Raw genomic sequence first — 25,173 nt, forward strand, 5'->3', positions numbered from 1 at the left:
CCCTTCTCTATTGATACAATAAGCTAATTAATAGTTTCTCAGCCTTTTCCAATAATTCTTTCTGTTCACTTTCTGTTAAACCTTTTAAATACTTTCTGCCCATTTGATGTTCGTATAACGGGGCTATTGCAGCTTCGGGATTCTGATAGTCATCAATCGTTGCAAACAACTCAGAATAAAAATCTGCTTCTTTCATTAAATTTTTTCTATCCAACTGCTGGTTATCCTCTAGGGATAAATGAACAATCCAAACAAATGATTCTTCTTCATTTTCATAATCGAGTAGTAATTCTAGAAGCTCAGTATCTAACACTCTTTTCTCATGGTAATCATCCAATTGAACATTTTTTAGATTCAATGTAAGCAGAGTCCCAATACCAGCTTTACGAAAACGTTCAATGGTAATTTGACATAAATGAAAGATATCTTGGAAGCTTTGTGCCGAAGCAGCATCAATATAAACTTCTTCCCAAACCACATCTGAAGTTACAATAAATTCCTTTCTTGCCTCTAGTTCATTCAATGTAATACAGTAACAACCTTTCATTCCTCCTTCCTTTTTATTACGTCCTTGGAGATTTCCTGGATAAATGATTGGCGGTGTTTCAGATAATATCGTCCGTTTATGGATATGTCCTAAAGCCCAATAATCAAAATCTTTCTCCTGAAGGTCCTTGATCGTAAATGGTGCGTAATTATCGTGTTCAGTACCGCCGCCTTCATTTCCATGAAGTATCCCAATATGAAAATCTGCGGGCTCTTGTTTATGATAGTCATCTATTCTTTTATCAAGAATATGCCGCTTGAGATAACTGAAGCCGTATAAATGAACCTTTTCACCACGTTTCGTATGGAAAATTTTCATTTCAACATCACTGCTAAAAAAGTGTACGTTTGAAGGCATATCTAGGTGTACCCATGAGCCATTTAAATGATCATGGTTTCCGTGAATAACATAAACAGGTATACCCTTTTGTGAAAGCTTTTGCATTTCATTCCGGAAACGAGATTGTGCACGTAAGCTCCTGTCTTCACCATCATATAAATCTCCTGCTAAAATAACAAAATCGACGTTGTTATCAATAGCTGCTGAGGTGAGATTCCCTAAAGCTGTGAAGGTACTCTCTCTCACTCTTGAAAGGATGTTAGCAGGCAAATTCTTTAAGCCAACCATTGGGCTGTCCAAATGCAGGTCAGCAGCATGGATAAATGATATTTGTTTCATAATAAAGCTCCTTTGGAGTGAGTTTTCTTTCATTGTAACATCTCGAAAATACGAATGCACGTTCTAACTGAAAAGCGGAAGCGCCTTGTCCAGGGGCGGCGACAGGCATAAGACGAGCCGGCGAGAAGGTTGTTCTTGAACCTTCTTGACGGATTGGCTTATGACCCCGAGCCCCTAGGCGCTGTAGCTAGACTGAAAGAAAATATTAAAAGAGCTTTGCCTTTTTTTGACAAAGCTCTAAACATTTTATTCTTTTTTTGTTAATTGCAAAGCCTTTTTGATATCCTTGAAGGAATTTGATTTTCCGTACATTAGGACTCCCCCACGGTATACACGGGCACCAAATACCGCTAGAAAAGCTATAGTCCCCAATAAGATTGAAATTCCTAACAATGTTTCCCAAACTGGAATATTCAGCATACCTACGCGTAAAAACATAATCATTGGAGTGAAAAAAGGTATATACGATGTAATGACAATAAATGGCGAGTCCGGTTTTCCTAGACCAAACATCGCAATCATAAATCCTGCTACAACCAGTAAAGTCATTGGTGTAATCATTTGCTGTACATCTTCAATCCTGCTCACCAACGAACCTAGAAAAGCAGCAAGAGTTGCATAAAGGAAATAGCCCAGGATAAAGAAAATAACCGCATATGTGATGGTTGACACCGAAATATTTCCAAATCCAAATGCGTCAAAAAAACCACCTTCTAGAGAAGACAAATTCCGTTTAATAGAGAAATACCCTACAGATAAAAGTACTGTCAGCTGAGTTAAGCTTAATAGACCAATTCCCAGTATTTTGGCAAACATCTGCTTGATAGGTGAAACACTGGAAATCAAGATTTCCATCACCCTTGAAGACTTCTCTGTAGCAACTTCCATTGCAATCATACTGGCATACATGATAACAGCAAAATAGATGACAAACAGCAGAACATAAACAAGTCCTCTAGCTTGATTCAATTCTTCCTCCGTTTTCGCATTTTCTTCAAGAGCAATTTTCTCAAAAGAAACTGGTTCATAAAGCTGCTGGAGCTGCTCTCCCGTTAGATTAATTTTCGAAGCCGCAACCATCGTTTTCATTTGTTGAAGTCCTGCCTGAAGATCAGTAAATAATGATGAATCCGCTACACTCATTGCTTTAAATGTAGCTTCAGGCAATTGTTCTGCATCATAACGAAGCTGGACAAATCCTGCATATTCTCCTTCTTCTACTGCCTTTTCCGCCTCTTTTTCTGTGCCATCGAACTCTGTCAGTCGAAGGTTTTTATTTAAAGCACTCATTTGTTCTTTTAGCGGTGCATATAGCTGACCTGTTTCATCTAAAACAGCCACCTTATCTTTATCCCCGCCTTTATCAAAAACTTCTATGATACTATTCATATTGGTCAACCCTAAAGTGATAACTACTGTCAACAAGGTTGTAATCAAAAATGATTTTGTTTTTAATTTATTAAAATAGGTATGGAATAAAATGATCCAGAATTTATTCATAGGAATCACCTACTTTCTCGATAAAAATATCATTTAAAGAAGGCTCTTCAAGGTCAAACTTTCTAATGAATCCTTTGTTTACGATATCTTTTAGTATTTTCTCTGCAATGTATTCTCCCTCGATTTGCAGATGAATTCCCTCTGTTGTCGATCTAGTCTTAACCACTCCTGGGTAACTTTTCAAAGAATCTAAAGGAAAATCCGCATGAATAACAAGGTTCTTTTTACCAAAAGCACGTTTTATCTCTTTTAAAGACCCGTGTACAACCTGAGTTCCTTTATGCATAATACAAAGATGCTCACACATCTCTTCTACATGGTGCATTTGGTGGCTTGAAAAAACAATGGTCGTTCCCTTTACCTTTAAAGAGAGGACAGCCTCTTTAAGCATTTCAACATTTACAGGATCCAAACCGCTGAATGGCTCGTCGAGAATTAATAATTTTGGTTTATGTATGACTGCTGCAATGAATTGAATTTTCTGTTGGTTTCCTTTTGAAAGCTCTTCAACTTTCTTATTTTCATATTCCGGAACTTTAAATCTTTCCAGCCAATATTTCAATTCAGTAACCGCTTCACTTTTAGCCATACCTCTTAATCTCGCAAGGTAGACAATTTGTTCGCTGACCTTTAATTTAGGGTATAAACCTCTTTCTTCTGGCAGGTAGCCTACTAAATGGCTCGTTGAATAATTGATAGGCTTGTCGTCCCAGGTAATCCTGCCACCACTTGAATCCAGCAGCCCTAAAATCATTCGAAATGTTGTTGTCTTCCCTGCACCATTTGCTCCTAAAAATCCAAACATTTCTTTTTCAGGAATAGTTATGGATAAGTCCTTAACTGCCGTAAACTCGCCAAATCGCTTTGTTACATGTTCTAGTTTTAAAACCATACAAATTCCCCCTCTTGAGAATTACTACGAAATTCCTCTGAAAAAGTTTCACCTTTGCAAAATATCAAGAATTATGCAAATATTATAATATCATAACTTTTGGGGAGGATTTTTGATGAGGACTTACAAGTTAACCGCCTTTGAAGCAAACGGGGAAAAAATAGTAGATGAAGCGTTTCAAGCCGAACATGATGAGGCTGCAAAGGCATTAGCCGAAAAACTAGTAGCTGAAAAGAATTTACTAGATAAAACACATCGCTGCACATCACCAAGTGGTAAGCTTTTGCTGTTCCATTCGTAGTTTATAAACAGAAAAAAGAAGCAAAAAAATGCTTCTTTTTTTTTACTTTCCGATAAACTTTGGATTTCTCTTTTCAATAAACGCTCGAATTCCTTCTTGGTGATCAAAGGTTCGACGCATATTTAATTGCCCTTGTTTTTCTAGTTCTAATATCTTAAGTAATTGCGGACGGTTACAATCTGCTAATATTTTTTTCGTTTTTATCATTGCCTGAACTGGCCGACTCAGCCAATCAGAAATTCTTGCTTCTAACGTTTCTTCTAGATTTCCTTCGGCAACCTCCTGGATTAACCCTAGTTCTAAGGCTTCCTGTGCATTCATCATTTTTCCATCCCAAATGACTTGCTTCGCTTTTATTTCACCTAATCTCTTTTCTAAGAAGAAATGGGAACCGCCATCTGGTATTAACCCAATGCCAATAAAATTCATTGCCAGTTTGCTTCTCGTGTCAGCAATGATGTAGTCAGTGGCCAATGCTAGACTGAAGCCAAGGCCTGCTGCCGCACCATTTACAGCGCTAATGGTTAATTTAGGAATACTGTATAAGGTAATGATTAATTCGCTAATACAGTCCATTACCGGGAAGAATTCGCTCTCACTCAATTCAGTCAGCATCGTTTTAATGTCTCCACCTGCAGAAAATGCTCTGCCACTCCCTGTCAAAACGACAATATCAATATCATCGGAGTCCGATATTTCTTTAAGTTTGCTGACAAGTCCTTTTATCATGTCCACATCAAGTGCATTTAATGCTTCCGGTCTATTCATTTCCACCGTTGCAACCCGGCCGTTTACCCTCACTTTTACCTTATCTGTTACAAAGTTTATACTCATGCCAAACCCCTCCCATTAATTTACTCATTTCTATTATAGCTTGAATTGGTATGATAAAAAATAAATTTTCATAATATATGGAATTTTCACTACACCTATTTACTAAAACTATTTGTTACGGCAAAAAAGACAAAGAGCACCTCTTTGTCCTTTTACGAAAATTACTTCCTTTGCACTTCTTTTTGTACCTGCTCTCTTAGTGTCATCTTTAAAAACTTTCCTACAGAGGTCTTCGGAATTTCCGCTAAGAATAAGATTTCATCAGGTAACCACCATTTAGCGAACTGTGGTGTTAAAAATTCAAGTAATTCTTCCTTTGTCACCTTATCTTTATAGGCATCTTTCAAAACAACACAAGCAACTGGTCTTTCCTGCCATTGTTCGTGAGGGACAGCAACAACTGCCGCTTCAAACACCGATTCATGTGCCATTAAGGCATTTTCCAAATCAACGGAAGAAATCCATTCACCGCCGCTCTTAATTAAATCCTTTGTCCGGTCGACAATTTTCACAAAGCCCTCCTCGTCGATTGTCACAACATCTCCAGTGTGCAGCCAGCCATCCTGGAAGGCATCTAGTGTTCTCTCATCCTTATAATACTCAGAGGCGATCCAAGGGCCCTTTATACATAGTTCCCCCATTTCCTTGCCATCCCATGATACTTCTCCGTCCTTGCCAACAACTTTTATGCTTAAGCCTGGAACAAGAACTCCTTGTTTTGCTCTTATTTCTAGTCTTTCTTCATAATCTAAATTTTCCTGATAGCTTTTTAGTGTGGAAATAACCACCAGCGGACTTGTTTCAGTCATCCCATATGCATGTAAGAAAGGCACCTTGTGACGTTGTTCAAATGCCTTAATCATTCCTTTTGGAGCTGCTGAACCGCCGCAAAGTACTCCTCTTAAACTACTAAGGTCATAAGAGCCCTCATCAAGTTCTTTTAACAGCCCAAGCCAAATGGTCGGTACACCCGCCGTAATGGTTACCTTCTCATTTTCTATGAACTCTGCTAGTAGTTTCGGAGTAAAATATGGACCTGGCAGCACTAAAGATGTCCCAAACCATACAGCAGCAAATGGCATCCCCCAAGCATTGGCATGGAACATTGGTACAACTGGCAATGCAATGTCTTTTTCACTCATTGCTGCACTATCTGCCAGTCCTAATGCCATACTATGAAGAAATATTCCTCTATGCGAGTATACGACTCCTTTAGGATTACCTGTGGTCGCAGAGGTATAACACATACCTGCTGGATCATTTTCTTCGATATCTTCTGGATAATTGAAAGTAGGATTAGCTTCAGCTAACAAATCTTCATAATGATAAATTGGAGAAAGGCTGGTTTCAGGAAGTTCCTTTTCGTCTGTCATAATCACATAAGCCTTCACACTTTTTAAATCGGGTGCACATTTTTCTAGTAAAGGAATTATGTCTGGGTCTACTAAGAGGACACTATCTTCTGCATGATTAATAATATAGGAAATATGATGTGGAGCAAGACGGATGTTGACGGTATGAAGAACGGCGCCAATACACGGAATTGCAAAATAGGCTTCTAGGTGGCGATGATGATTCCACGCAAGTGTTCCTACCCTATCACCTTTTTCCACTCCTAGTCTTTTTAGACTATCAGCCAGTCTTCTCGTTCTTTCACCGATTTGTTTATACGTAAATCGATGAATGCCGCTGGATGTTCTAGAAACTACCTGTTTCTTTGGAAAATACTTCTCTGCTCTTTCAATCATCTGTGTCATTGTTAAAGGCGTTTGCATCATTGCTAAATCCCCTCCATAACTGAAAGCGTTTTCAAATCGTAGTATTCTATGACTCTTATCCTATAAAATATTCTCCATAATTATGACATTTCCTCTATTAAGAACAAGGATTTCAAAAAAAATCTCCTGCCTATCAGGCAAGAGATCCTTTTTACGAGAATAGTTCATCTAATATTTTTATTTTTTCTTCTGTGTAAGCTTCAAAGCTTTCATTATATGTTTTTGGATCTTTAGGATTCGCAAATTGGGTGATTTTCCCTGTCTTTGGGTCAATAAATTTACTTGCTGCGCCGCATCCAAGACCAATAATCGTCTGCTGCTCTTCCATAATCATGATATTATAAATGCTTTCTTGATTCGGAAATGCATAGCCGACATTTTCAAGATTCCCAAGAATGTTTTTTTGACGGTAGAGATAATAGGGAACATAGCCATGACTGTCTGTCCACTCTGTTGCTAGATTCATCATTTGTTCTACTTCTTCTCGACCTGCCACTTTGTATTTATCCTTGTTTTTTGTCATTTCTGAGGCACGCTTAAATGATAAGGTATGGACGGTTAATGATTCCGGCATTAACTTTTCCGTTTCAGCAAGTGAATGTGTAAATTCAGCTATACCTTCACCTGGAAGGCCAATAATAAGATCCATATTAATATTATTCATGCCCATTTCTCTTGCTAAATGATATTTATCGATTGTTTCTGTAACCGTATGGTGCCGCCCAATGGCCTTTAAGGTTTCCTGTGTATAGGATTGTGGGTTAATACTAATCCGGTCGATATTCCATTTCTTTAATACCTCTACCTTTTCAGGGGTAATCGTATCGGGACGACCTGCTTCGACTGTAATCTCACGTATCTTTTCAACCTCTGGGAAAGAAGCATACATTTCCTCATAAAGCATATCCATTTCTTCAGCTGTAATACTCGTTGGTGTACCGCCGCCATAGTAAACGGTGGTGATCCTAACACCCTTTTCCTTCAGCCATTCCCCGATTTTCTTTATTTCATAATGCAGACCGCCTAAGAATGAATCAACTGAACCTTGTCTGCCGTTGATTGCATAGGCAGGGAATGTACAATATGCACATTTTGTTGGGCAAAACGGAATACCAATATAAATGCTCACTTCTTTTTGAAGTGAGTAGAGGTCTGGCACAATTGCCAGCTGCCTGTCAACTATTTGCTGCATGAGATTAATCTTTTCATCTGTAATAAGGTAATCATCTTTTAATTGCTGGTGGGCTATTTCTTGAGGAATTCCCTCTTGAACCTTCCGGTGTAACAGCTTGGTTGGTCTAATCCCAGTTAAGATACCCCACTTTTGGGTAATTCCTGTGCAATTCTGCAAAAGTGTTAAATAAACATGAGCAACTGCATTTTTTATTTGTTTGAACTTTTCCTTTTCTGATTGGGACTGGAGGAATTCCTTTTCATAGCTCTCTCTATAAGAATTACCGTTTTGATCTTCCAAACCAGCAGAAACATGAATAAAGTCATTTTCTACTAAAGAAAAATTTATAATTATATCTGCAGTCTCATCTTTAACTTTAATAATCTGTGTTTCTTCAAAAAATAAGTTTCCGATTAGCTGCAGCATCCGATTAAATCGTTCATCATCTAAACCTAAAATGCTTATACGCACTATCAATCACCTTCTTCTATTTAAAACTCCTTTAAGTTTACAGAATCAAGTATATTAGGTCAATATAATGGAAATCATTCACAACCGTAAAAGACATCACCGTAGATACGATGATGTCTGCTAAATTACTTTTTTATAATATTCATTTTCCTTAAAAACTCAATTGGCTGCTGCTTTCTAAAGTGTTCTTTAACCATATACGCAACGCCATGCTCATTTTTCGATCTAGTTACCCAGTTCGCTGCTCTTTTCACCTCAAATTCGGCGTTCCACATTGCTACGCCCAGTCCAGCAGCCTCAATAGCCGGAATATCATCTAATCCATCTCCAATAACCACCATTTCCTTTAACTGAATCCCAAGTTGGCTTCCAAGAAAAGAGAGACCCTTTAACTTTGAGACACCTGCTGGGACAATATCTAATCGCAAAGAGTCAAGCTGTATCGTCTCAATTTCTGTAAACATCTTTTCGATTGCCTTTTTTGCATCCTGAAGATCACTTTCCTCTTCAAAATAAACCTCTATTTTCGGCGGAGTAACCGGTTGATCATGCAAGTATTCACTTAGAGACGAAACAAATTGCTGTGAATAAAATACTGGATCACCTGATGTAAACACAGTTTTCGCTAGCAAATTGTTGTTTAACTTCAACCTATTTGCTAATGAAAATTGTTCATGAACCAACCTAATCTGACAAGGCATTCCCTCTAGGAAACGGACTGTATCATAGGTGATATTTTCGTTTATTCTTTGGACAAGATTTTGTTTATCTTGACTGTTTGCAATATAGGCACCTTGATGAGTGATGAGCGGGTTCTTTATCTTTAATGCCCTTGCCACCTTCTTGGCTGAGGGAAAACTCCGTGATGTCATAAGCGTTACATAAATTCCCTTTTGCTGAACATACTCAATGGCTTCTTTTGTTGACTTATGGATTTTACCATTGCTCTGTAAGAGAGTTCCATCAATATTTAATGCAAGCAAACGATAAATCATTATGTGAGCCCCCTGTTCTTGGTGAAGTTACCCTTATAACACTTTTATGATTTTTCACCGAAAGATAGAACAAGGGCAGTTTAGAAAAGAAAAAACTTCCGAATGAATCGGAAGTTTTAAAATCCTATTATAAATTCCCGTAAAGCTCCTCAAGCGGCTTCATAATAACTTGGTTTAATTCACCAATAATCATGCTCATCCGCTGTTCTGCCTGCATAAGTCGAGATATTTTTTCATTTTGCTGAACAAGAGCTACCGTTGATTGAGCGTGCTGAACCTCTTGTTCTGATATTTCCTGCCCCATCATTTGTTTTTGTTGTAAATTCATTTGAATTTGGCGAAAGTTATCAAACATATTTTTTGCTGTTGGATCAGCATTTACTTCATTATACATTTGCTGTAAGTGTTTATATTCATCACTTTGACGAATCGCTTTTTCTAAGGCATTAGCTGCATCATATAAATTAACGGACATTGATTCCACTCCTCTTAAGAAAATAATCTTAATAACTATAACAAACTATGTTTGTAATTGCGAGGATGTTCAACTAGGGTGCAATTATGTATCACAAACTATTGGGCGGTAACATACGATACCATATCAAAGAATGCCTATTTAAACACATATTCGCCGATAAATGAGGAATGACTATGCCCATCATCACAATAGTTCCTATGGAATCAGTTAACAGGACAGATCATTTTGTTCAGATGTCCTCAAAACTTTATAGCCAATTACAGCCCAAAACGAGTGAAATCAAGATTTCTGTAGGAAAGAAAATAGTGAAAGTAAAAATAATGACAGTTGAAATGTCTCCTAACGAGATTCATTTCCCTGAAAATCTATTTCAACTTTTTTGTTTACCCATACAACGATACAAATTTCACTCCATTTATAAGGAAGAAATCGATTCACTTTTTTTGGGTCCAGTCGTTGGTCTGGTAACAGACTTTAAAAATAATGGAAATGAAGAACCCTATTTCCGTTCAATCCATAGCTTTTGTGAAGAACTTCATCATGGATTAACGGAGAATGGCGGTTTCTTATATGTATTTTCATACCCAGAGTTTTCTGTTCATGGTTATTATTTCGAAGATGGGAAATGGAAATCTGCAAATCTCCCTCTCCCTGATGTCATTTATAATCGCATTCATTCTCGCAAAATTGAATTTGGCAAGGAGTACCATTTATTTCGTAACAAACTTGCCGAGTTACGTATTCCTATTTTTAATGATCGCTTTCTTTCAAAATGGGAGGTTCATGAGCATTTAATCCATGAAAATCATCTCCAATCCTATATACCTGACACAAATCTGTTCACTAAGGATCATTTAGCTGCATTTGTAAATAAGTTTGAGACTGTTTTTATTAAACCCGTGCATGGAAGTCAAGGGAGAAATATCTTCAAACTAAAAAAAGAGAATACCAACTTGATATTAGATTCCTCGGTTAAATCACACTCAGAAAATAAGCAAGTCCTATCGTCCTTTGAAGAAATATATCATCATATTAAACCATTATTGAACAATAGAATTTACATTATCCAGCAAGGAATCCCCCTCCTTACCTATCAAAATAGAGGAATGGACTTTAGAGTCTTGTGTCATAAAAATCAACGAAACACCTGGAATGCTACCTCTCTGGTTGCCCGAATATCAGCAGAGGATGAGTTTGTTTCCAATATTGCCAGAGGCGGAGAAATAATGACTCCCATAAATGCATTAAAAGATAGCATGAGTGTAAGTGATGCAAAGGGGTTAATCACAGAAATGAAAAAATTAGCCATTGAAACAGCAACAATTATCGAAAGGAAGTCATCAGGAATTACCGGAGAACTTGGAATCGATATTGGAATTGATCAAGAAGGTAACCCCTGGCTCATTGAAGTCAATTCAAAGCCATCGAAAAACTTTGAAGATGGTCAAATGAAGATAAGACCATCTGCCAAAGCAATTATTCAGTTTTGTACCAAGCTCGCATTAGATTCAACCTCAGAAATGGAGGATTCATAGATGATTACCTTTGGAATTATGACATTAAATTTAGAAAGTGAAGCAGCCTATATTCGGGAAATGGCTGCTCGCGGTCAATCTTGTGGGATGGAATGTTATCACTTTCTTCCTTCTGCCATTAATCCTAGCACCACACAGGTTCTAGGGAGAGTGTTTGATACATTAAAACAATGTTGGGTAGAAGATGAATTTCCCATCCCTTCCATCATTTATGACCGCTGTTTTTATGGTGATGACGAACATTCAAAACAATGTATCCCCATTGTTTCCTGGTTAAAAAGCAGAGAGGATATAACCTTTTTAGGCTTTGGGCTTCCAAATAAACTAGAATTATATGATACCTTACGTCATTCTCGATTAGTTCCTTATTTGCCTCACTCACAGCCTATTAAAGATTGCTCGCAAGTTGGAAATGCCCTACGAAAACAGAAAAAAATCATTATTAAACCAATAAATGGTTCTCAAGGTTATGGAATCTATTATTTAAAGAAAAATGATAAAACTATCCATGTCAAAACCGAAAAAAACAAAAAAATCATCTCAAGAATCTTTCCTAATGAGAAAAAATTATTTCAATGGCTCCAACCCTTACTAAACTTCCGGCCATATCTTCTTCAGCCCTACCTTGAATTATCTAATGCTGCTTCACAGCCATTTGATATTAGAATTTTACTTCAAAAAGATGAACAAGGACTCTGGGTTGAACGTGGAAAGGCTATTCGCCAAGGAAATACTGGAGGTATTCTTTCAAACTTAAGCGCTGGAGGCTCAGCTGTTGACTTTTCAGACTGGTGCAATTCCCTCACCTTAGCAAGCAAGGAATATATTTTATCAGAATTAAATTTTATAACCCAAAACATTCCACATATACTCGAAAGTGAAATTCTTCCGTTATTTGAAATTGGTATTGATATTGGAATGGCAAAGGATGGTGCCCTTTGGATTCTCGATGTAAATTCAAAGCCTGGGAGAAAGGTAGTCTTACAAACACAGCCAGATCTAAAAGAAACCTTATTTTTAGCCCCACTTCTTTATGGGAAACACCTTACTCAGTCAGATCGTAAAGAAAGGAAGAGCTACTATGAGAAAACGCTATACCATTGAGATTGCTGAAAACAGCCATTTAGTTGTTTACTGTCCTCAAGAGCTCTTAAAAGATAATGTACTAAAAAAAATTGCCTTTGGGTCTAAAGCAATTGAAGCTGACTTTAGACCTGCTCCAAAGAAAAATAATGGTATTGTGATAAGCAAAAAGATTCAAGAACTCTTACTTTTTCCTGATTTTGCAATAAAATTGCATGTATTTGTCGAACAGCAAGTTCTCAATATTGGACCGCTTGTTGGAATATTTACTGCAGGCTTCACCCCATTCCCTCACCGGCCGATTGGCGATAGAACCAACTTTTTCTCCAAACTGTTATCGGTAAAAACCAATGTTGGAGCAATACCATTTGTATTCGGTGAAAAACATATTAACTGGGAAAACGGTACAATCAGTGGAAATTTTTATCATGATAACCATTGGCAGAGTATTGAGGTACCCTTTCCTCATGTTATTTATGATCGCATTCCAAACCGGAAAAGTGAAAGAAATCCCAAATTAGTCAAGGTGAAGGAAACCCTGCAAAAGGACTATCTAATTCCTTGGTATAACCCAGGATTTTTTAGCAAGTTAGATATTTATGAAAGACTACAGCAGGACCATACAGTGGCTGTCTATCTCCCGGAAACCCATCCATTTACGTCCTTTTCATTGATAGAAGACATGCTTTCTAAATATGGTCATGTCTATCTTAAACCTATAAATGGAAGTCTGGGGTTAGGTGTCCATCAAATCCTTTATGATAAAACCCAAGATGAATATTATTGCCGTTATCAAGATCGTGAAGGTGTGAACCGGCTCCGAAAATTTTCTTCCTTAGAGGGCTTGTTTCAAACTGTTTTAGCTAATCGTAATTTAGATAAAATGCTTGTTCAGCAAGGAATTCATCTCCTTAGGCAAGAGCAGCGCCCCATTGATTTTCGGATACACACGAATAAGGATGATGCTGGTGTATGGCATGTTACAGCTTTGGCTGCAAAATTAGCAGGCCAAGGCAGCGTAACCACCCATGCCCGGAGCGGAGGAGAAGTTAAAACAGTGTCAGAGCTTTTTCAGCTGGATGACTTAAAACTTTATACTGAAAAGCTTGTTAATGCCGCCCTTTTGTTAAGTAAAAGCATCTCAAACAATATGGAAGGCATTATAGGCGAAATTGGATTTGATTTAGGAATTGATAAACATGGTGATGTTTGGTTATTTGAAGCAAATTCCAAGCCAGGCAGATCCATATTCAGCCACCCGGAACTAAAGGATTTTGAAAAACTCACGTGTAAGCTTTCACTGGCTTTTGCAGTTTTTTTAACGGAGCAAGCCATTTTGCATCCTGAGGAAGTTATCAAATGGTAATCATTAATTCATGGAGCAAAAGTATGCAGCCCGTCATTGGAATATTAACTGCAAAGAAAAAGAATGGAACAATTGGTGGGAATAGCTCGCTTTTTATTGAGCTGCAAAAGAAGCTTATTTCACTTAATGGAATAAGCTTTATCTTTACACTTGACGGGGTTCACGATGAATCAATAGATGGATTCACGTTTAACCCAGAGAAAAACGAATGGGAAAGGATTAATTTCCCCTACCCCGACCTTGTTTACAACCGCATACCCTTTCGAAAGTCAGAAGAGGAGATAAAAAATAGTGGTTTTTTTTCTCACTTAAAAGATAAAAATATTCCTTTTTTTAATCCAGCCTTTATTGATAAATATGAACTATACCAACTCTTTAAAGACCACCCCATTCTTCATTCTTATCTGCCTGCAACAATCCCTGCCTTTGAAAAACAAAAACTATGGACTTTCCTATTGCAATTTCAAACCATTTACTTAAAACCAGCTCAATCTGCAAGAGGAAATGGGATTTTTCGATTAGAACTAGATACACAGAAAAGGCTCATTTTAAAGGGAATAAGCAGGAGCAATGAATACATTACTTTTGATCATTTTTGGAATGAGTGGGAAAACATACTTAAGGAAAAAAATTACTTGGCACAAGAGGAAATACTGTCTAAAAAGTATGATGGGAAACGGTTCGATCTACGCATTCTTGCTCATGCTGAAAATGACAACTATATTGTTACAGGAGTAGGAATAAGACAATCCCAAAAGCAGGAGATAACCACTCATATACCTTCAGGGGGAAAGCTATTACCATATAACTTATTCCAAACGAAGGAGCAAGATTTGCTTATTGAAAATGTCGTCAAACAAATTGGGATTGCACTCTCACAGAAGTTTGGATTTTTTGGGGAGTTTTCCATAGATTTCGGCATAAGCGAGACTGGACACTATTATATATACGAAGTCAACTCAAAACCAATGAGTTTTGATGAGAAAGAAATAGAAGCTAAAAAAATTGACCATCTCTGTCAGTTGTTCCTGCAGCTAACTGATCCTAACAACTAAGTGAAAAAAATATACTGGAATGTATTCGTTCTTTCCCTTAAGCTAGAAGTAACCACTAGTATATAAAGGGAGATGGATAATATGTTGACACATTTTCAATATAAGCCTTTATTTGAGAATAAGAATATTCCTGGATGGAATTTTTCCTTTTACTATAAGAAACTAAGATATTCAGGTATTTATCATCAAACGGGAAAAATTGAATGGACTGCCAATACTCCCGAACAGGATGACATTGACACACTAACGAGTCAAATCCATGAGCTCATGCTCTTCCATGTTTATGAATAATGCTTGAGTGAATGAAATACTTCCCTTTCCGTAAACTAAAGAAAAATTAGGAAAGGAAATGATAGCTGTGGAAAAAGGAAAAAAAGACTTGCAGTATGAAGGAAAAGACAAAGTTTACCTAGATATTGACAGAATAATTAATGAAGGATTGTCGGGAGGTTCCGTCCATTCTCGCCATGATACTACCAATATTGAAGAAGCCCGTAATCTTACCGAAGAGGAACCTCCTAATCATTCAACCGAATAATTTTAAAAGGCTAACTCGTTAAAATCTTCACGAGTTAGCCTTTTAATATGATTGCCAGATTAATGCTATAATTAGTGTATTATTCTTAAAATCATCATATTGGAGAAGTTGCTCTTGTTAAAAAAAATCATGTCCTTATACGAAAATTCAGTACTATCTTCTGTTCAGCCAACCCAGACCTATGACCAATATTACATATTTTATGACCAATCTGAAAAGAACTGGCTTTCCATTCCAAAAACAAATTTAACAGAAAATGAGCTAAATCTTCTAAAAGTTCTATATGAACAAGTAAAAATGTCATCCATGCCGCTAAGCTCACTGTCTAGAAAATGGCATGAATTTTTGTTAAAAGATGGATCAATTCCTACTCTAAATAGTGAAAGTAATTTTCGCTTTATCCAATTCCATATTAAAGGTCATGGAGTTGATCCAACAGAAATTGAGTCGGCCATTAAAGGTTTTTTTTCTGATGAAGTACAAATTATTTGGGAAGATGACCATAATGGGATTGTCGTCGAAGAAAGAAGACAAATATCCCTCACCGAAAGTGAGTTAACTTCCATAGTTGATACACTAGAAAGTGACTTTTATGTAAAGGTTTCCTTTTATATTGGCAAACTCTACCCGGCTTCAAGTCAATTACGAAACCATTTTATTCAAGAAAAGGAGTATTTTGAATTTGCTAAGAAAAACCTAACGAGTACAAATATTACTTCCTTTGAAAAGATATTTCCAGCTTTTGTTGCATTTAATTTACCTGATGACATTAAAGATAAAGTTAATACGGAACTTTCATCCATATTCATAGAGGATCCTGAGTTATATACAACTATAAAAGTGTTCTTAGAGAATAATTTAAATGCCAGTTTAACAGCAAAGAAATTATTTATTCATCGCAATACACTTCAATACCGAATTGATAAATTTATCGATAGGACTGGCGTCCAATTAAAAGACTTTTATGGTGCTTTTACCGTCTTTTTAGCCTGTCTGCTTTTTGAACAAAAAAAATAGGACACACTGCACAAATTCCATTTTAGGAACTTTGTGCAGTGTGTCCATATTGTTTGTAAACCTTTTCATGTAAACTGAAGTTAATCAAAACAGGGAGGTTTTACACAATGGCTGAATTAAAATTAGATCATATTTATAAAATTTACGATAATAAAGTTACAGCAGTTACAGACTTTAATCTTCATATTCAAGATAAGGAGTTTATCGTATTTGTCGGTCCTTCTGGCTGCGGTAAATCAACAACTTTACGTATGGTTGCCGGTCTTGAAGAAATTTCAAAAGGTGACTTTTATATTGACGGTAAAAGAGTGAATGATGTAGCTCCTAAAGATCGTGATATCGCAATGGTATTCCAGAACTATGCCCTTTATCCGCATATGACAGTATATGATAATATGGCTTTCGGTTTGAAACTTCGTAAGTTTCCGAAGGATGAAATTGATCGTCGTGTAAATGAAGCTGCAAAAATTCTAGGATTAGAAGCTTACTTAAAGAGAAAGCCAAAGGCATTATCAGGTGGTCAACGTCAGCGTGTTGCATTAGGACGTGCGATTGTCCGTGACGCAAAGGTATTCTTAATGGACGAGCCTCTTTCAAACCTAGATGCAAAACTTCGTGTAGCCATGCGTGCAGAAATCGCTAAACTACACCGTCGTTTAAACACAACTACAATCTATGTAACACATGACCAAACAGAAGCAATGACAATGGCTTCAAGACTTGTAGTTATGAAGGATGGTCTAATTCAACAAGTAGGAACACCAAAAGAAGTTTATGAAAAGCCTGAAAACGTATTTGTTGGCGGATTTATCGGTTCTCCTGCAATGAACTTCTTCAATGGTAAACTTGAAGATGGCAAATTTGTAGCTGGTAAAATCTCTATCGCTGTTCCTGAAGGTAAAATGAAAGTTCTTCGTGAGCAAGGATATGTTGGTAAAGAAATTATCCTTGGTGTTCGTCCGGAAGATATCCATGATGAGCCTGTATTTATTGAAGCATCTACTGGTACAAAAATCACCGTAAATGTTGATGTTGCTGAGTTAACTGGAGCAGAATTAATGGTCTACGCTAGTTTAGATGGTCAAGACTTCGTTGCCCGTCTAGATTCAAGAGCTGACATTCACCCAGGAGATTCACTTGAATTAGCTTTTGATTTAAATAAAGGTCATTTCTTTGACGCTGAAACTGAGTCCCGTATTCGCGTGGCTAACGAATAGAATATAGACAAAGAGGTCCCTCCTATTGCGGGACCTTTTTGCATTTATTCTTTAATAAAGATTACTTCATCCTTTTGACAGATTGGACATTGATATAAGTGCAGGCATTTCCCCCCTGAGTTACTGTCTGGATAACCGTCTTCCATCTTCATCAAATCAATTTCCATATACGGACTGTAATCATCATAAAAGTCCATTAACCTTCCGCTATCTAGCATTTGTTCCCCGCAATGTGTACATAATTGAGTTACTTCACGTAAACCGTTGCATATTGGGCATATCGACATTCCCATTCACCCTCTAAGTTATTGTATATGGTTAGTTTGTGTTACTATTACGGCACTATGTAACGGAATAAATTACCAGTAAAATCTTTCGAATAAGTTGTCCATTTTTAATCATAATAATATTACAAAGCAAGCAACAACCCAGCTACACAAAAGAAGGTATGAAGCATCTCCAACATCTAATAACTTTTAAGATGGGTTAGGCCAAGGTGGCAATGGTTTATCTTAACCATATGGTTCAATTCCATACTGACCCCAAAATTATTAAGAGGAGTGTTATTCAACTATGGCTAGTAACAACAACTCTAATCAACTTTTAGTACCTGGAGTGGAGCAAGCACTTCAACAAATGAAGTATGAAATTGCAACAGAATTTGGAGTAAATCTTGGTGCCGATACTACTTCTCGTGCCAACGGTTCTGTCGGTGGAGAAATCACTAAGCGTCTTGTAGCAATGGCAGAGCAACAACTTGGCGGATTCCAACGCTAATCTTTAAGCAGACACAGTAAAAAATAAATAATATGGCTTAAGCCCCCTCCATCATCGGAGGGGGCTTTCAATGTTCTATATCATCTTTTCAGGTTTAACCCATTCATCGAATTGCTGTGGGGTAACATATCCTGTTTTGATAGCTGCTTCCCTTAATGTGCTATTTTCTTTATAGGCTAACTTGGCAATCTCAGCAGCTTTCTCATAACCAATATAAGGATTTAACGCTGTAACAAGCATTAATGATCGCTCCACATGCATTTTAACCACATCTTCATTTACTTCAATACCAGTTGCACATTTTTCATTAAAGGAACGAATGCTATCACCTAAGATGGTAATGGATTGAATGAGGTTGTAAATAATGACCGGCTTAAAAACATTTAATTCAAAATTCCCTTGGCTTGCAGCAAAACCGATGGTCGCATCATTTCCAAAAACCTGACAGGCAACCATTGTTAAGGCTTCGCTTTGGGTAGGATTTACCTTTCCAGGCATAATGGAACTTCCGGGTTCATTAGCCGGTATCGTTAACTCACCAATCCCGCTTCGTGGTCCACTTGCCAGCCATCTGACATCATTGGCAATTTTCATTAAATCTGCAGCCAGTGCCTTTAGTGCACCGTGAACAAAGACGATTTCATCATGACTCGTTAATGCGTGAAATTTATTCGAAGAAGCTTGAAAGGAGTAACCCGTCAATGTTGAAAGCTGTACCGCCATTTTATCCCCAAATTCAGGATGGGCGTTAATACCCGTGCCAACTGCGGTGCCGCCAATAGCAAGATCCAGTAGATACCTGCTTGAATCAGCAGCCATTTTTTCAGACTTTTCGAGCATAGCTCGCCAGCCGCTTATTTCTTGACCAAAAGTCAAGGGAGTTGCATCCTGCAAATGAGTCCTGCCTATCTTCACCACATGCATAAATGCCTTTTCCTTTTTTAAAAAGGTAGCCTTTAGCTCCCCAATAGCCGGAAGTAAATTCTCCGTTAATTTTATGTACGCAGCGATATGCATAGCTGTCGGAAATGTATCATTCGAACTCTGCGACATATTGACATCATCATTTGGATGAACCCTCTCTTTACTTCCTTGACTCACTAACAAATCATTTGCTCGATTTGCAATGACCTCATTCACATTCATATTGGTTTGGGTTCCGCTTCCGGTCTGCCAGACAGCAAGTGGAAAATGGCCGTTATGTTTACCAGCAAGAATTTGGTCGCAAACCGATACGATAGCCTTCTTTTTATTCTCAGCTAATTTTCCTAATTGATGATTGACAATAGCACCAGCTTTTTTTATTAAGGTTAACGCATATACTACTTCAATCGGCATTTTTTCCGTGCCAATATTGAAGTTGATTAAGCTCCTCTGTGTTTGTGCACCCCAAAATTTATCACTTGGAACCTGGACCTCACCAAGTGTATCTCTTTCTATTCTAAAGTTTTCCATAACTATCACCACCTCACTATCATATATATTCCCAATAAATAGAAAAAAACTACAGACATTTGTCTATAGTTTAATGTTTAACAACGATATAACCAATATAGTACGAAAGAATTAAGAGACTGCCAATAACATTAACAATTGAATAATCTGCCATCTAATCCACCCCTTTATTATGGAAAAGCTTAAACACATTTAAAATATCATAATAAAAGGATTTTACATGTGATAAAAATAACAGGTTATCGCTGTATTTGTGACATTTTTGTGAACCTTTACCCAGCCAATTCAGCACTGCCTTTTTGAAGCTGATACATTTGATAATACTTTCCGTTCACTAACATCAATTCTTCATGTGTACCGCGCTCGACAATCTTCCCACGGTCTAGAACAAGGATTTGGTCAGCGTTCCGAATGGTGGATAACCTGTGCGCAATAATAAAGGTGGTTCTTCCCTTTTTCAAGACATCCATTGCCTCTTGAATGATGGCCTCCGTCTCGGTATCAATACTCGACGTAGCTTCATCTAGAATTAAGATTGCCGGATTAAATGCAAGTGCTCTAGCAAAGGAAATTAACTGGCGCTGTCCGCTTGAAAGGGTGCTTCCTTTTTCAATCACAGGTTCATCATATCCATTTTCTAAGTTTTTAAAGACTTTGTCTGCGCCTACATCCTTTAAAGCCTTTTCCACCATGTCTCTTGTGATGGATGGCTCGTTAAGGCTGACATTAGAGGCAATCGTCCCAGTAAACAAGTATGGATCCTGCAGCACTATCCCCATATGATTTCGAATCGTTTGGCGAGCTATACTGGCAATGTCCTTTCCATCAATTAGAATCTTCCCTTTTTGACAATCATAGAAACGGAAAAGCAGATTCATAATTGAGCTTTTTCCTGAACCGGTGTGCCCAACAAGTGCAACCGTCTGCCCTTGTTTAGCTTCAAAGTGAATGTCTTTCAGTACATATTCACCCTCTTTGTATCCAAACGACACATGATCAAATTGTACATTGCCGTGAAATCTTTCGATTCGCTCTGCACTTACATTCTCTCCCTGTTCATCCATTAGCTTAAATACTCTTTCACCTGCAACGAGGGCGGTTTCCAAATTGGCCAATTGATTGACAATTCCCTGTACGGGCTGAAAAAGACGATTAATGTAATCAACAAAAGCATAGAGCACTCCGAGAGAAATGACTGAAGCAGGATTTAACGACTGACCCCCAAAGTACCAAATGAATGCAACAAAAACGAGATTTCTAAGAACCCCAACCAAATTATGTGAAGTTAAAGCATTCAAACTTAATAATTTGTTTTGATAGGTAAAATGCTCTGTATTAAGCTTTTCGAATTCCTTTTCTGTCTCTTTTTCCCTTCGAAAGGCTTGAATAATACTCATTCCGCCAATCGATTCATTGATAGTTGCATTGATATCACTGATTCGAGACCGAATAACATGATTGTATTTTGAAGCAAACTTTCGATATAATAACATCCATCCATAAAGGATTGGCAAAAGTAATAGACAAATGGCTGCCAGCTTCACATCTAAGATAAATAGGGCCGCATATATTCCTGTGATATAAATAGCACTGGTGAAAAATTGGGCTAAAACAGTCACATATAATTCACGTATGGCTTCCGTATCATTGGTAATCCTAGCGACTACTTTTCCAGCTGGCAGGTTATCAAAGTATTGGATTGGGAGCCTTTGAATTTGGCCGTATACATCCTCCCTCATTTTTTGAATGATTCGATTTGCAGAAGTCTGCAGCAGCAACCGCTGACCATATTGGAAAATAGCGGATATCACTAAAAGAAAGAAATAAATAATCAGCAATTTAATAATCCCTGGGATTTCAAGTTGATAGAACGCCATTAACTCTCTATTGGTAAGTTCATTTGCATCATACTCAACCTTCTCTGTTCCTTTTTGAAGGGTTACTATCCCATTTTCAAATGTCCTTTTCCCATCGAATTCAAGCTTTTCTTCCACCATGACAAACTTTGCACCAACCTGCAAAATTCTAATTTCTTTCCCCTTTTCTTCACCATTGGAGAAATTCTTTTCTTTCTTATAAAATTTCTCGTTATATTCTGCTGTGTTCTTCCCCTCCGTCGTTTCATACCAAACCGACTCGATGCCTAAAATGTGTTCATCGATAATATTCTTGGCAATGAATGGACCTGCCAAATCAGTAGCAACGGAAATGCTCAGCATGAATAATGCAGCAATAATGATTTTTTTATAGTTTAAGGCATACTGGGTTAGCCGCTTGCCTGTACTCATGCCGTCACCTCCTCTTCAAGATTATTTTCAACTTGTTGTCGTAAATATTGTTCTTTATACCAGCCATCAGAAGCAAGCAGCTGCTCATGCGTTCCTTCTTCAATGATCTTGCCATCATCAAGAACAAGGATTTGGTCTGCATGTTGAACGGCAGACATTCTGTGAGTCGTGATAATGGTGGTTTTGTCTTTTCGTATATCACGAATATTGTCAATGATTCTCTTTTCTGTTTTAGCATCTACTGCAGACAAAGAATCATCAAGAATAAGAATTTCAGGATCTCTTATTAGCGCACGTGCGATTGAAATTCTTTGCTTTTGACCGCCAGAAAGCGCTACTCCTTTTTCACCCACAAGAGTTTCTAACCCTTCTGGGAGCATTTCTAAATCCATTCTTAGTGCAGATAAGTCAATAGCTTTCTCCAACTCTTTGTTGGTTGCTTCACTGTTCCCAAAAAGAATATTTTCTTTTACACTTTTTGAAAAAAGAACATGGTCCTGAGGGACATAACCAATCCATTTACGAACTTGGTACAGTGTCTGCTCTTTAAGCGGAACGCCAGAGATGGAAAGGTCTCCACTTCCAAGCGGGTATTGTCTTAATAGCTGTTTAATAAATGTTGTTTTTCCACTTCCGGTTTTTCCAACAATACCTAAGGTCTGCCCTTTTTGCAGTTGAACGGAAATATTCGTTAAATTATCCTCCTTTGATGAAGGATATCGAAACGTTACCTTTTCAAAATCAATTCTCTCTGGAGTTTCAACCTTAATAGGCTGTTCAGGATTCTCTACAGTCTCCTGAAAGGAAAGAGTTTCATTGACCCGATCTAAGGATGCATTTCCTCGTTGCATGATATTAATTAATTCTCCTATTGCAAACATCGGCCAAATTAGCATCCCTAAATAGACATTGAAGGCAACCAGATCACCTAAGGTTATAGCCTGATTAAAGACTAAATAGGCGCCATAACCAAGACCAATCATATAGCTTAATCCCACTAGTACTTTTACTGTTGGATCAAACAAGGAGTCTATCCTGGCAACTTTGATATTTTTTTGAAAGACATCCTCTGTTAATTGGTGGAACCTTCTGCCATCGGCCTCTTCCTGAACGTAGGCACGAATAACTCTAACACCTGCAACAGATTCTAAGACGCGGTCATTTAACTCCCCGAATGCATCCTGTGCTTCCATAAAGCGCTTATGAATTCTATTCCCATAGATTTGCATGATATATGCCATAATCGGAAGTGGCAAGATGGCTGCAATCGTTAGCTTCCAGCTAATTAGTAGTCCCATGGTAATAATAAGCGTAAGCATCCAGACACTTGAATCGACCAGCGTCAATATCCCAAACCCTGCGGTAATGGATATTGCCTTTAAGTCATTTGTTGCTCTCGCCATTAAATCGCCTGTTCGATTCTTCTCATAAAAGGTTGGAGACATTTTTAGTAAATGTTTCATAAATCGGGATCTTAATTTTCTTTCCACAAGAAATGCCCCGCCGAATAATTTATACATCCAAACGTAGGTAATTCCATAGGAAAAAACCATGATTAAGACAAGATAACCCACATATTTTACTATTTTTCCATTACTCATTTCGCCAACTTGAATATCATCAATAGCCATACCAATTAATTTAGGCGGCACCACATCTAAGATCCCAACTAGAATTAACAAGAAAATGGCAATGACATACCGCTTCCAATATTCTTTAAAAAACCAACTTAATTTCTTTAAAACCGAAAACATCCTGTTCCCCCCCTATGCAAAAGAAAAAGACATACCGCAATAGTGCAGTATGCCTCAAAACTAAAAAAAGAGACAAAAAAACACACGTTACGTACGAAAAAGAACGCAACCTGTGTTTTGATTATCATCTAATTAAAATTGGACTCATTAAAAAGAGATCATAATGGAGCAGGTTACATTCAAGTATTCAGTTGCTGGTAAAGTGCTGTTTAATACAATCATTTCGTAACCCTCCCTTTCCTTTTTTTTCATCCTTTGTTAGATTATCACCAGATTATTTAAATGTCAATTCCCATTTTTCAGAATTTTCCTATCTAATTATTCAGCTCTTTTTCGAAAGATTTTACGAATAAACACTAAGTAAAAAAGGGTTGGCATTGGAGCTTGTATGAGACCCACGATTCCCCATAGCCAATAGTTGTGGTTTCGTTTCCTAGCATCTAAGAATAAATAAATACTTTGAAGTAATAGGATAGTTGCAACGATAATGATCACAGTTGGCGATAATTCATTACTCATTGATTTTCACCTTCCTACTAAAACTAGAAATTGTATAGTATGCAATAAATACCGGAGTAATTATTTGAATTACAATAAAAACTACTGGCAGTTGATAAAAAGATACAATGATTCCACTTAAGATAAATAATGCGATTATCAGAAATAAGGATAGTTCCTTCCTTAATTTTTTTCTACTATTTTCCTTCTCATTTCGTACCATGCTTTCAAACCACTGGAGATCCGGAGTATAGACAGGGAATTGATCCACCTTGCTCAACCCTTCTTGCACTTTGTGAATAGCATCCAAGTCATGTTTATTTTGTTGTTCGTTGTCGAGTATGACGACCTTCTGTTTCTTCACCTAGTTTCAGCTCCCTTCTTACCGCCAAAATTCCATTATGAACTCTTGATTTCACTGTTCCAGAGGATATTTTCATCCATGCACCAATTTCATCATAGGAGTAGCCATAATAATGCTTCAGCACAATAGGAACCCGAACGTCTACTGGTAATTTACCTAACGCTTCCAGCGCATCGTTCCATTCCTCGTTTCGGCTTTCAAAATGCCATTTCAGCTTTCGATATACTTCTTCTTGTCCTTTCCATTTGTTTTCTCTCTTTTGTTTTCTACATTGGTCAATATAAGCATTCGTTGCAATGGAAATCAGCCAAGTGGAGAATTTGCTTTGACCATTAAAAAGATGAATTTTTTGAATACATTTTGCCATTGTTTCTTGTGCAAGTTCCTCTGCCATATCTGGATTCATTGTAATTTTCATTAAATACTTTACAAGGAATGGATAATTTTCTTTAAACAACATGGCAAATGCAAGATGATCCCCTTCTTTTGCACTTTTTATTAACGGATCCATCACACTTGTCCTCTCTTTCCCCCATCTATCCCTCTTTTTTTACGTTTATGTATAAGACGTGAAAGCG

At 37.4% G+C, this 25,173-nt stretch carries 25 protein-coding genes; 10 read left to right on the top strand and 15 right to left on the bottom strand.

The window, feature by feature from the left end; translation table 11 throughout:
- Positions 1-7: 7 nt before the first annotated feature.
- From M3189_RS03105 to M3189_RS03115, 3 genes are all read right to left on the bottom strand, one after another.
- A complete protein-coding gene (locus M3189_RS03105; protein WP_251631812.1) occupies positions 8-1,225 on the bottom strand; it encodes a metallophosphoesterase family protein in 1,218 nt (405 codons plus the stop codon).
- A gap of 246 nt (positions 1,226-1,471) precedes the next feature.
- The gene (locus M3189_RS03110; protein ID WP_251631814.1) at positions 1,472-2,725 is read right to left on the bottom strand and encodes an ABC transporter permease; all 1,254 of its coding nucleotides are present in this window, start codon (positions 2,723-2,725) and stop codon (positions 1,472-1,474) included.
- The gene (locus M3189_RS03115) at positions 2,718-3,617 is read right to left on the bottom strand and encodes an ABC transporter ATP-binding protein (protein ID WP_251631816.1); all 900 of its coding nucleotides are present in this window, start codon (positions 3,615-3,617) and stop codon (positions 2,718-2,720) included. Before M3189_RS03115 ends, M3189_RS03110 begins: the two co-directional genes overlap by 8 nt.
- Before the next feature lie 115 nt (positions 3,618-3,732).
- Between M3189_RS03115 and M3189_RS03120 the strand changes: the two genes are divergently transcribed.
- Positions 3,733-3,918, top strand: a complete 186-nt coding sequence (locus M3189_RS03120) for a YhzD family protein (RefSeq protein ID WP_251631818.1) — start codon at positions 3,733-3,735, stop codon at positions 3,916-3,918.
- A 42-nt stretch (positions 3,919-3,960) separates the two neighbouring features.
- Here M3189_RS03120 and M3189_RS03125 read toward each other — a convergent pair whose 3' ends face one another.
- From M3189_RS03125 to M3189_RS03145, 5 genes are all read right to left on the bottom strand, one after another.
- A complete protein-coding gene (locus M3189_RS03125; RefSeq protein WP_251631821.1) occupies positions 3,961-4,752 on the bottom strand; it encodes an enoyl-CoA hydratase in 792 nt (263 codons plus the stop codon).
- 161 nt (positions 4,753-4,913) lie between these two features.
- Positions 4,914-6,530 (bottom strand): long-chain fatty acid--CoA ligase, encoded by a 1,617-nt coding sequence (locus M3189_RS03130; RefSeq protein WP_251631823.1) that lies wholly within the window; start codon positions 6,528-6,530, stop codon positions 4,914-4,916.
- Between the two features lie 151 nt (positions 6,531-6,681).
- Positions 6,682-8,175, bottom strand: a complete 1,494-nt coding sequence (locus M3189_RS03135) for a coproporphyrinogen III oxidase (protein WP_251631825.1) — start codon at positions 8,173-8,175, stop codon at positions 6,682-6,684.
- A 125-nt stretch (positions 8,176-8,300) separates the two neighbouring features.
- Positions 8,301-9,170 carry a Cof-type HAD-IIB family hydrolase gene (locus M3189_RS03140; protein ID WP_251631827.1) on the bottom strand — a complete coding sequence of 290 codons (870 nt, stop codon included), beginning with the start codon at positions 9,168-9,170 and terminating at the stop codon, positions 8,301-8,303.
- Positions 9,171-9,297: 127 nt separating this feature from the next.
- A complete protein-coding gene (locus M3189_RS03145; RefSeq protein ID WP_251631829.1) occupies positions 9,298-9,645 on the bottom strand; it encodes a YlbF family regulator in 348 nt (115 codons plus the stop codon).
- A gap of 176 nt (positions 9,646-9,821) precedes the next feature.
- Between M3189_RS03145 and M3189_RS03150 the strand changes: the two genes are divergently transcribed.
- The 8 genes from M3189_RS03150 to M3189_RS03185 all read left to right on the top strand — a co-directional run bounded on the left by M3189_RS03150 (position 9,822) and on the right by M3189_RS03185 (position 17,459).
- The gene (locus M3189_RS03150) at positions 9,822-11,183 is read left to right on the top strand and encodes a YheC/YheD family protein (RefSeq protein WP_251631831.1); all 1,362 of its coding nucleotides are present in this window, start codon (positions 9,822-9,824) and stop codon (positions 11,181-11,183) included.
- On the top strand, positions 11,184-12,287 hold the full coding sequence (locus M3189_RS03155; RefSeq protein ID WP_251631833.1) for a YheC/YheD family protein: 1,104 nt from the start codon (positions 11,184-11,186) through the stop codon (positions 12,285-12,287).
- The gene (locus M3189_RS03160) at positions 12,265-13,632 is read left to right on the top strand and encodes a YheC/YheD family protein (protein WP_251631836.1); all 1,368 of its coding nucleotides are present in this window, start codon (positions 12,265-12,267) and stop codon (positions 13,630-13,632) included. Before M3189_RS03155 ends, M3189_RS03160 begins: the two co-directional genes overlap by 23 nt.
- Positions 13,626-14,687, top strand: coding sequence for a YheC/YheD family protein (locus M3189_RS03165; RefSeq protein WP_251631838.1), 1,062 nt, complete (start codon positions 13,626-13,628; stop codon positions 14,685-14,687). The genes M3189_RS03160 and M3189_RS03165 overlap by 7 nt, the downstream gene beginning before the upstream one ends.
- Positions 14,688-14,768: 81 nt before the next feature.
- Complete coding sequence (locus tag M3189_RS03170; RefSeq protein WP_251631841.1) at positions 14,769-14,978, top strand: YheE family protein; 210 nt, start codon at positions 14,769-14,771, stop codon at positions 14,976-14,978.
- 58 nt (positions 14,979-15,036) lie between these two features.
- Positions 15,037-15,225, top strand: coding sequence for a hypothetical protein (locus tag M3189_RS03175; RefSeq protein WP_251631844.1), 189 nt, complete (start codon positions 15,037-15,039; stop codon positions 15,223-15,225).
- Between the two features lie 129 nt (positions 15,226-15,354).
- Complete coding sequence (locus M3189_RS03180; protein ID WP_251631851.1) at positions 15,355-16,242, top strand: PucR family transcriptional regulator; 888 nt, start codon at positions 15,355-15,357, stop codon at positions 16,240-16,242.
- Between the two features lie 107 nt (positions 16,243-16,349).
- Positions 16,350-17,459 carry an ABC transporter ATP-binding protein gene (locus M3189_RS03185; RefSeq protein WP_251631853.1) on the top strand — a complete coding sequence of 370 codons (1,110 nt, stop codon included), beginning with the start codon at positions 16,350-16,352 and terminating at the stop codon, positions 17,457-17,459.
- Positions 17,460-17,503: 44 nt separating this feature from the next.
- Here M3189_RS03185 and M3189_RS03190 read toward each other — a convergent pair whose 3' ends face one another.
- Positions 17,504-17,746, bottom strand: coding sequence for a hypothetical protein (locus M3189_RS03190; RefSeq protein ID WP_251631855.1), 243 nt, complete (start codon positions 17,744-17,746; stop codon positions 17,504-17,506).
- Positions 17,747-18,032: 286 nt separating this feature from the next.
- Between M3189_RS03190 and M3189_RS03195 the strand changes: the two genes are divergently transcribed.
- Positions 18,033-18,236, top strand: coding sequence for an alpha/beta-type small acid-soluble spore protein (locus M3189_RS03195; protein WP_095248511.1), 204 nt, complete (start codon positions 18,033-18,035; stop codon positions 18,234-18,236).
- A gap of 75 nt (positions 18,237-18,311) precedes the next feature.
- Here M3189_RS03195 and fumC read toward each other — a convergent pair whose 3' ends face one another.
- From fumC to sigY, 6 genes are all read right to left on the bottom strand, one after another.
- Complete coding sequence (fumC, locus tag M3189_RS03200; RefSeq protein WP_251631858.1) at positions 18,312-19,691, bottom strand: class II fumarate hydratase; 1,380 nt, start codon at positions 19,689-19,691, stop codon at positions 18,312-18,314.
- Between the two features lie 272 nt (positions 19,692-19,963).
- Positions 19,964-21,979 carry an ABC transporter ATP-binding protein gene (locus M3189_RS03205; RefSeq protein ID WP_251631861.1) on the bottom strand — a complete coding sequence of 672 codons (2,016 nt, stop codon included), beginning with the start codon at positions 21,977-21,979 and terminating at the stop codon, positions 19,964-19,966.
- Positions 21,976-23,733 (bottom strand): ABC transporter ATP-binding protein, encoded by a 1,758-nt coding sequence (locus tag M3189_RS03210; RefSeq protein ID WP_251631863.1) that lies wholly within the window; start codon positions 23,731-23,733, stop codon positions 21,976-21,978. Before M3189_RS03210 ends, M3189_RS03205 begins: the two co-directional genes overlap by 4 nt.
- 318 nt (positions 23,734-24,051) lie before the next feature.
- Positions 24,052-24,252, bottom strand: coding sequence for a sigma-Y antisigma factor component (locus tag M3189_RS03215; RefSeq protein ID WP_251631865.1), 201 nt, complete (start codon positions 24,250-24,252; stop codon positions 24,052-24,054).
- On the bottom strand, positions 24,245-24,595 hold the full coding sequence (locus tag M3189_RS03220; protein ID WP_251631866.1) for a YxlC family protein: 351 nt from the start codon (positions 24,593-24,595) through the stop codon (positions 24,245-24,247). Before M3189_RS03220 ends, M3189_RS03215 begins: the two co-directional genes overlap by 8 nt.
- Positions 24,549-25,106, bottom strand: coding sequence for an RNA polymerase sigma factor SigY (gene sigY, locus M3189_RS03225; RefSeq protein WP_251631869.1), 558 nt, complete (start codon positions 25,104-25,106; stop codon positions 24,549-24,551). Before sigY ends, M3189_RS03220 begins: the two co-directional genes overlap by 47 nt.
- Between the last annotated feature and the right edge of the window lie 67 nt (positions 25,107-25,173).

The organism is Neobacillus niacini (genome assembly GCF_023715415.1).
GTDB lineage: Bacteria > Bacillota > Bacilli > Bacillales > Cytobacillaceae > Neobacillus > Neobacillus niacini_C.

Coding starts and splice junctions, on each gene's coding strand:
- M3189_RS03105 (WP_251631812.1), bottom strand. CDS start 1,225: ATGAAACAAATATCATTTATCCATGCTGCTGACCTGCATTTGGACAGC.
- sigY (WP_251631869.1), bottom strand. CDS start 25,106: ATGGATCCGTTAATAAAAAGTGCAAAAGAAGGGGATCATCTTGCATTT.
- M3189_RS03175 (WP_251631844.1), top strand. CDS start 15,037: ATGATAGCTGTGGAAAAAGGAAAAAAAGACTTGCAGTATGAAGGAAAA.
- M3189_RS03205 (WP_251631861.1), bottom strand. CDS start 21,979: ATGAGTACAGGCAAGCGGCTAACCCAGTATGCCTTAAACTATAAAAAA.
- M3189_RS03110 (WP_251631814.1), bottom strand. CDS start 2,725: ATGAATAAATTCTGGATCATTTTATTCCATACCTATTTTAATAAATTA.
- M3189_RS03180 (WP_251631851.1), top strand. CDS start 15,355: ATGTCCTTATACGAAAATTCAGTACTATCTTCTGTTCAGCCAACCCAG.
- M3189_RS03185 (WP_251631853.1), top strand. CDS start 16,350: ATGGCTGAATTAAAATTAGATCATATTTATAAAATTTACGATAATAAA.
- M3189_RS03215 (WP_251631865.1), bottom strand. CDS start 24,252: ATGAGTAATGAATTATCGCCAACTGTGATCATTATCGTTGCAACTATC.
- M3189_RS03125 (WP_251631821.1), bottom strand. CDS start 4,752: ATGAGTATAAACTTTGTAACAGATAAGGTAAAAGTGAGGGTAAACGGC.
- M3189_RS03170 (WP_251631841.1), top strand. CDS start 14,769: ATGTTGACACATTTTCAATATAAGCCTTTATTTGAGAATAAGAATATT.
- M3189_RS03195 (WP_095248511.1), top strand. CDS start 18,033: ATGGCTAGTAACAACAACTCTAATCAACTTTTAGTACCTGGAGTGGAG.
- M3189_RS03120 (WP_251631818.1), top strand. CDS start 3,733: ATGAGGACTTACAAGTTAACCGCCTTTGAAGCAAACGGGGAAAAAATA.
- M3189_RS03115 (WP_251631816.1), bottom strand. CDS start 3,617: ATGGTTTTAAAACTAGAACATGTAACAAAGCGATTTGGCGAGTTTACG.
- M3189_RS03190 (WP_251631855.1), bottom strand. CDS start 17,746: ATGTCGATATGCCCAATATGCAACGGTTTACGTGAAGTAACTCAATTA.
- M3189_RS03145 (WP_251631829.1), bottom strand. CDS start 9,645: ATGTCCGTTAATTTATATGATGCAGCTAATGCCTTAGAAAAAGCGATT.
- fumC (WP_251631858.1), bottom strand. CDS start 19,691: ATGGAAAACTTTAGAATAGAAAGAGATACACTTGGTGAGGTCCAGGTT.
- M3189_RS03150 (WP_251631831.1), top strand. CDS start 9,822: ATGCCCATCATCACAATAGTTCCTATGGAATCAGTTAACAGGACAGAT.
- M3189_RS03210 (WP_251631863.1), bottom strand. CDS start 23,733: ATGTTTTCGGTTTTAAAGAAATTAAGTTGGTTTTTTAAAGAATATTGG.
- M3189_RS03155 (WP_251631833.1), top strand. CDS start 11,184: ATGATTACCTTTGGAATTATGACATTAAATTTAGAAAGTGAAGCAGCC.
- M3189_RS03130 (WP_251631823.1), bottom strand. CDS start 6,530: ATGATGCAAACGCCTTTAACAATGACACAGATGATTGAAAGAGCAGAG.
- M3189_RS03140 (WP_251631827.1), bottom strand. CDS start 9,170: ATGATTTATCGTTTGCTTGCATTAAATATTGATGGAACTCTCTTACAG.
- M3189_RS03165 (WP_251631838.1), top strand. CDS start 13,626: ATGGTAATCATTAATTCATGGAGCAAAAGTATGCAGCCCGTCATTGGA.
- M3189_RS03160 (WP_251631836.1), top strand. CDS start 12,265: ATGAGAAAACGCTATACCATTGAGATTGCTGAAAACAGCCATTTAGTT.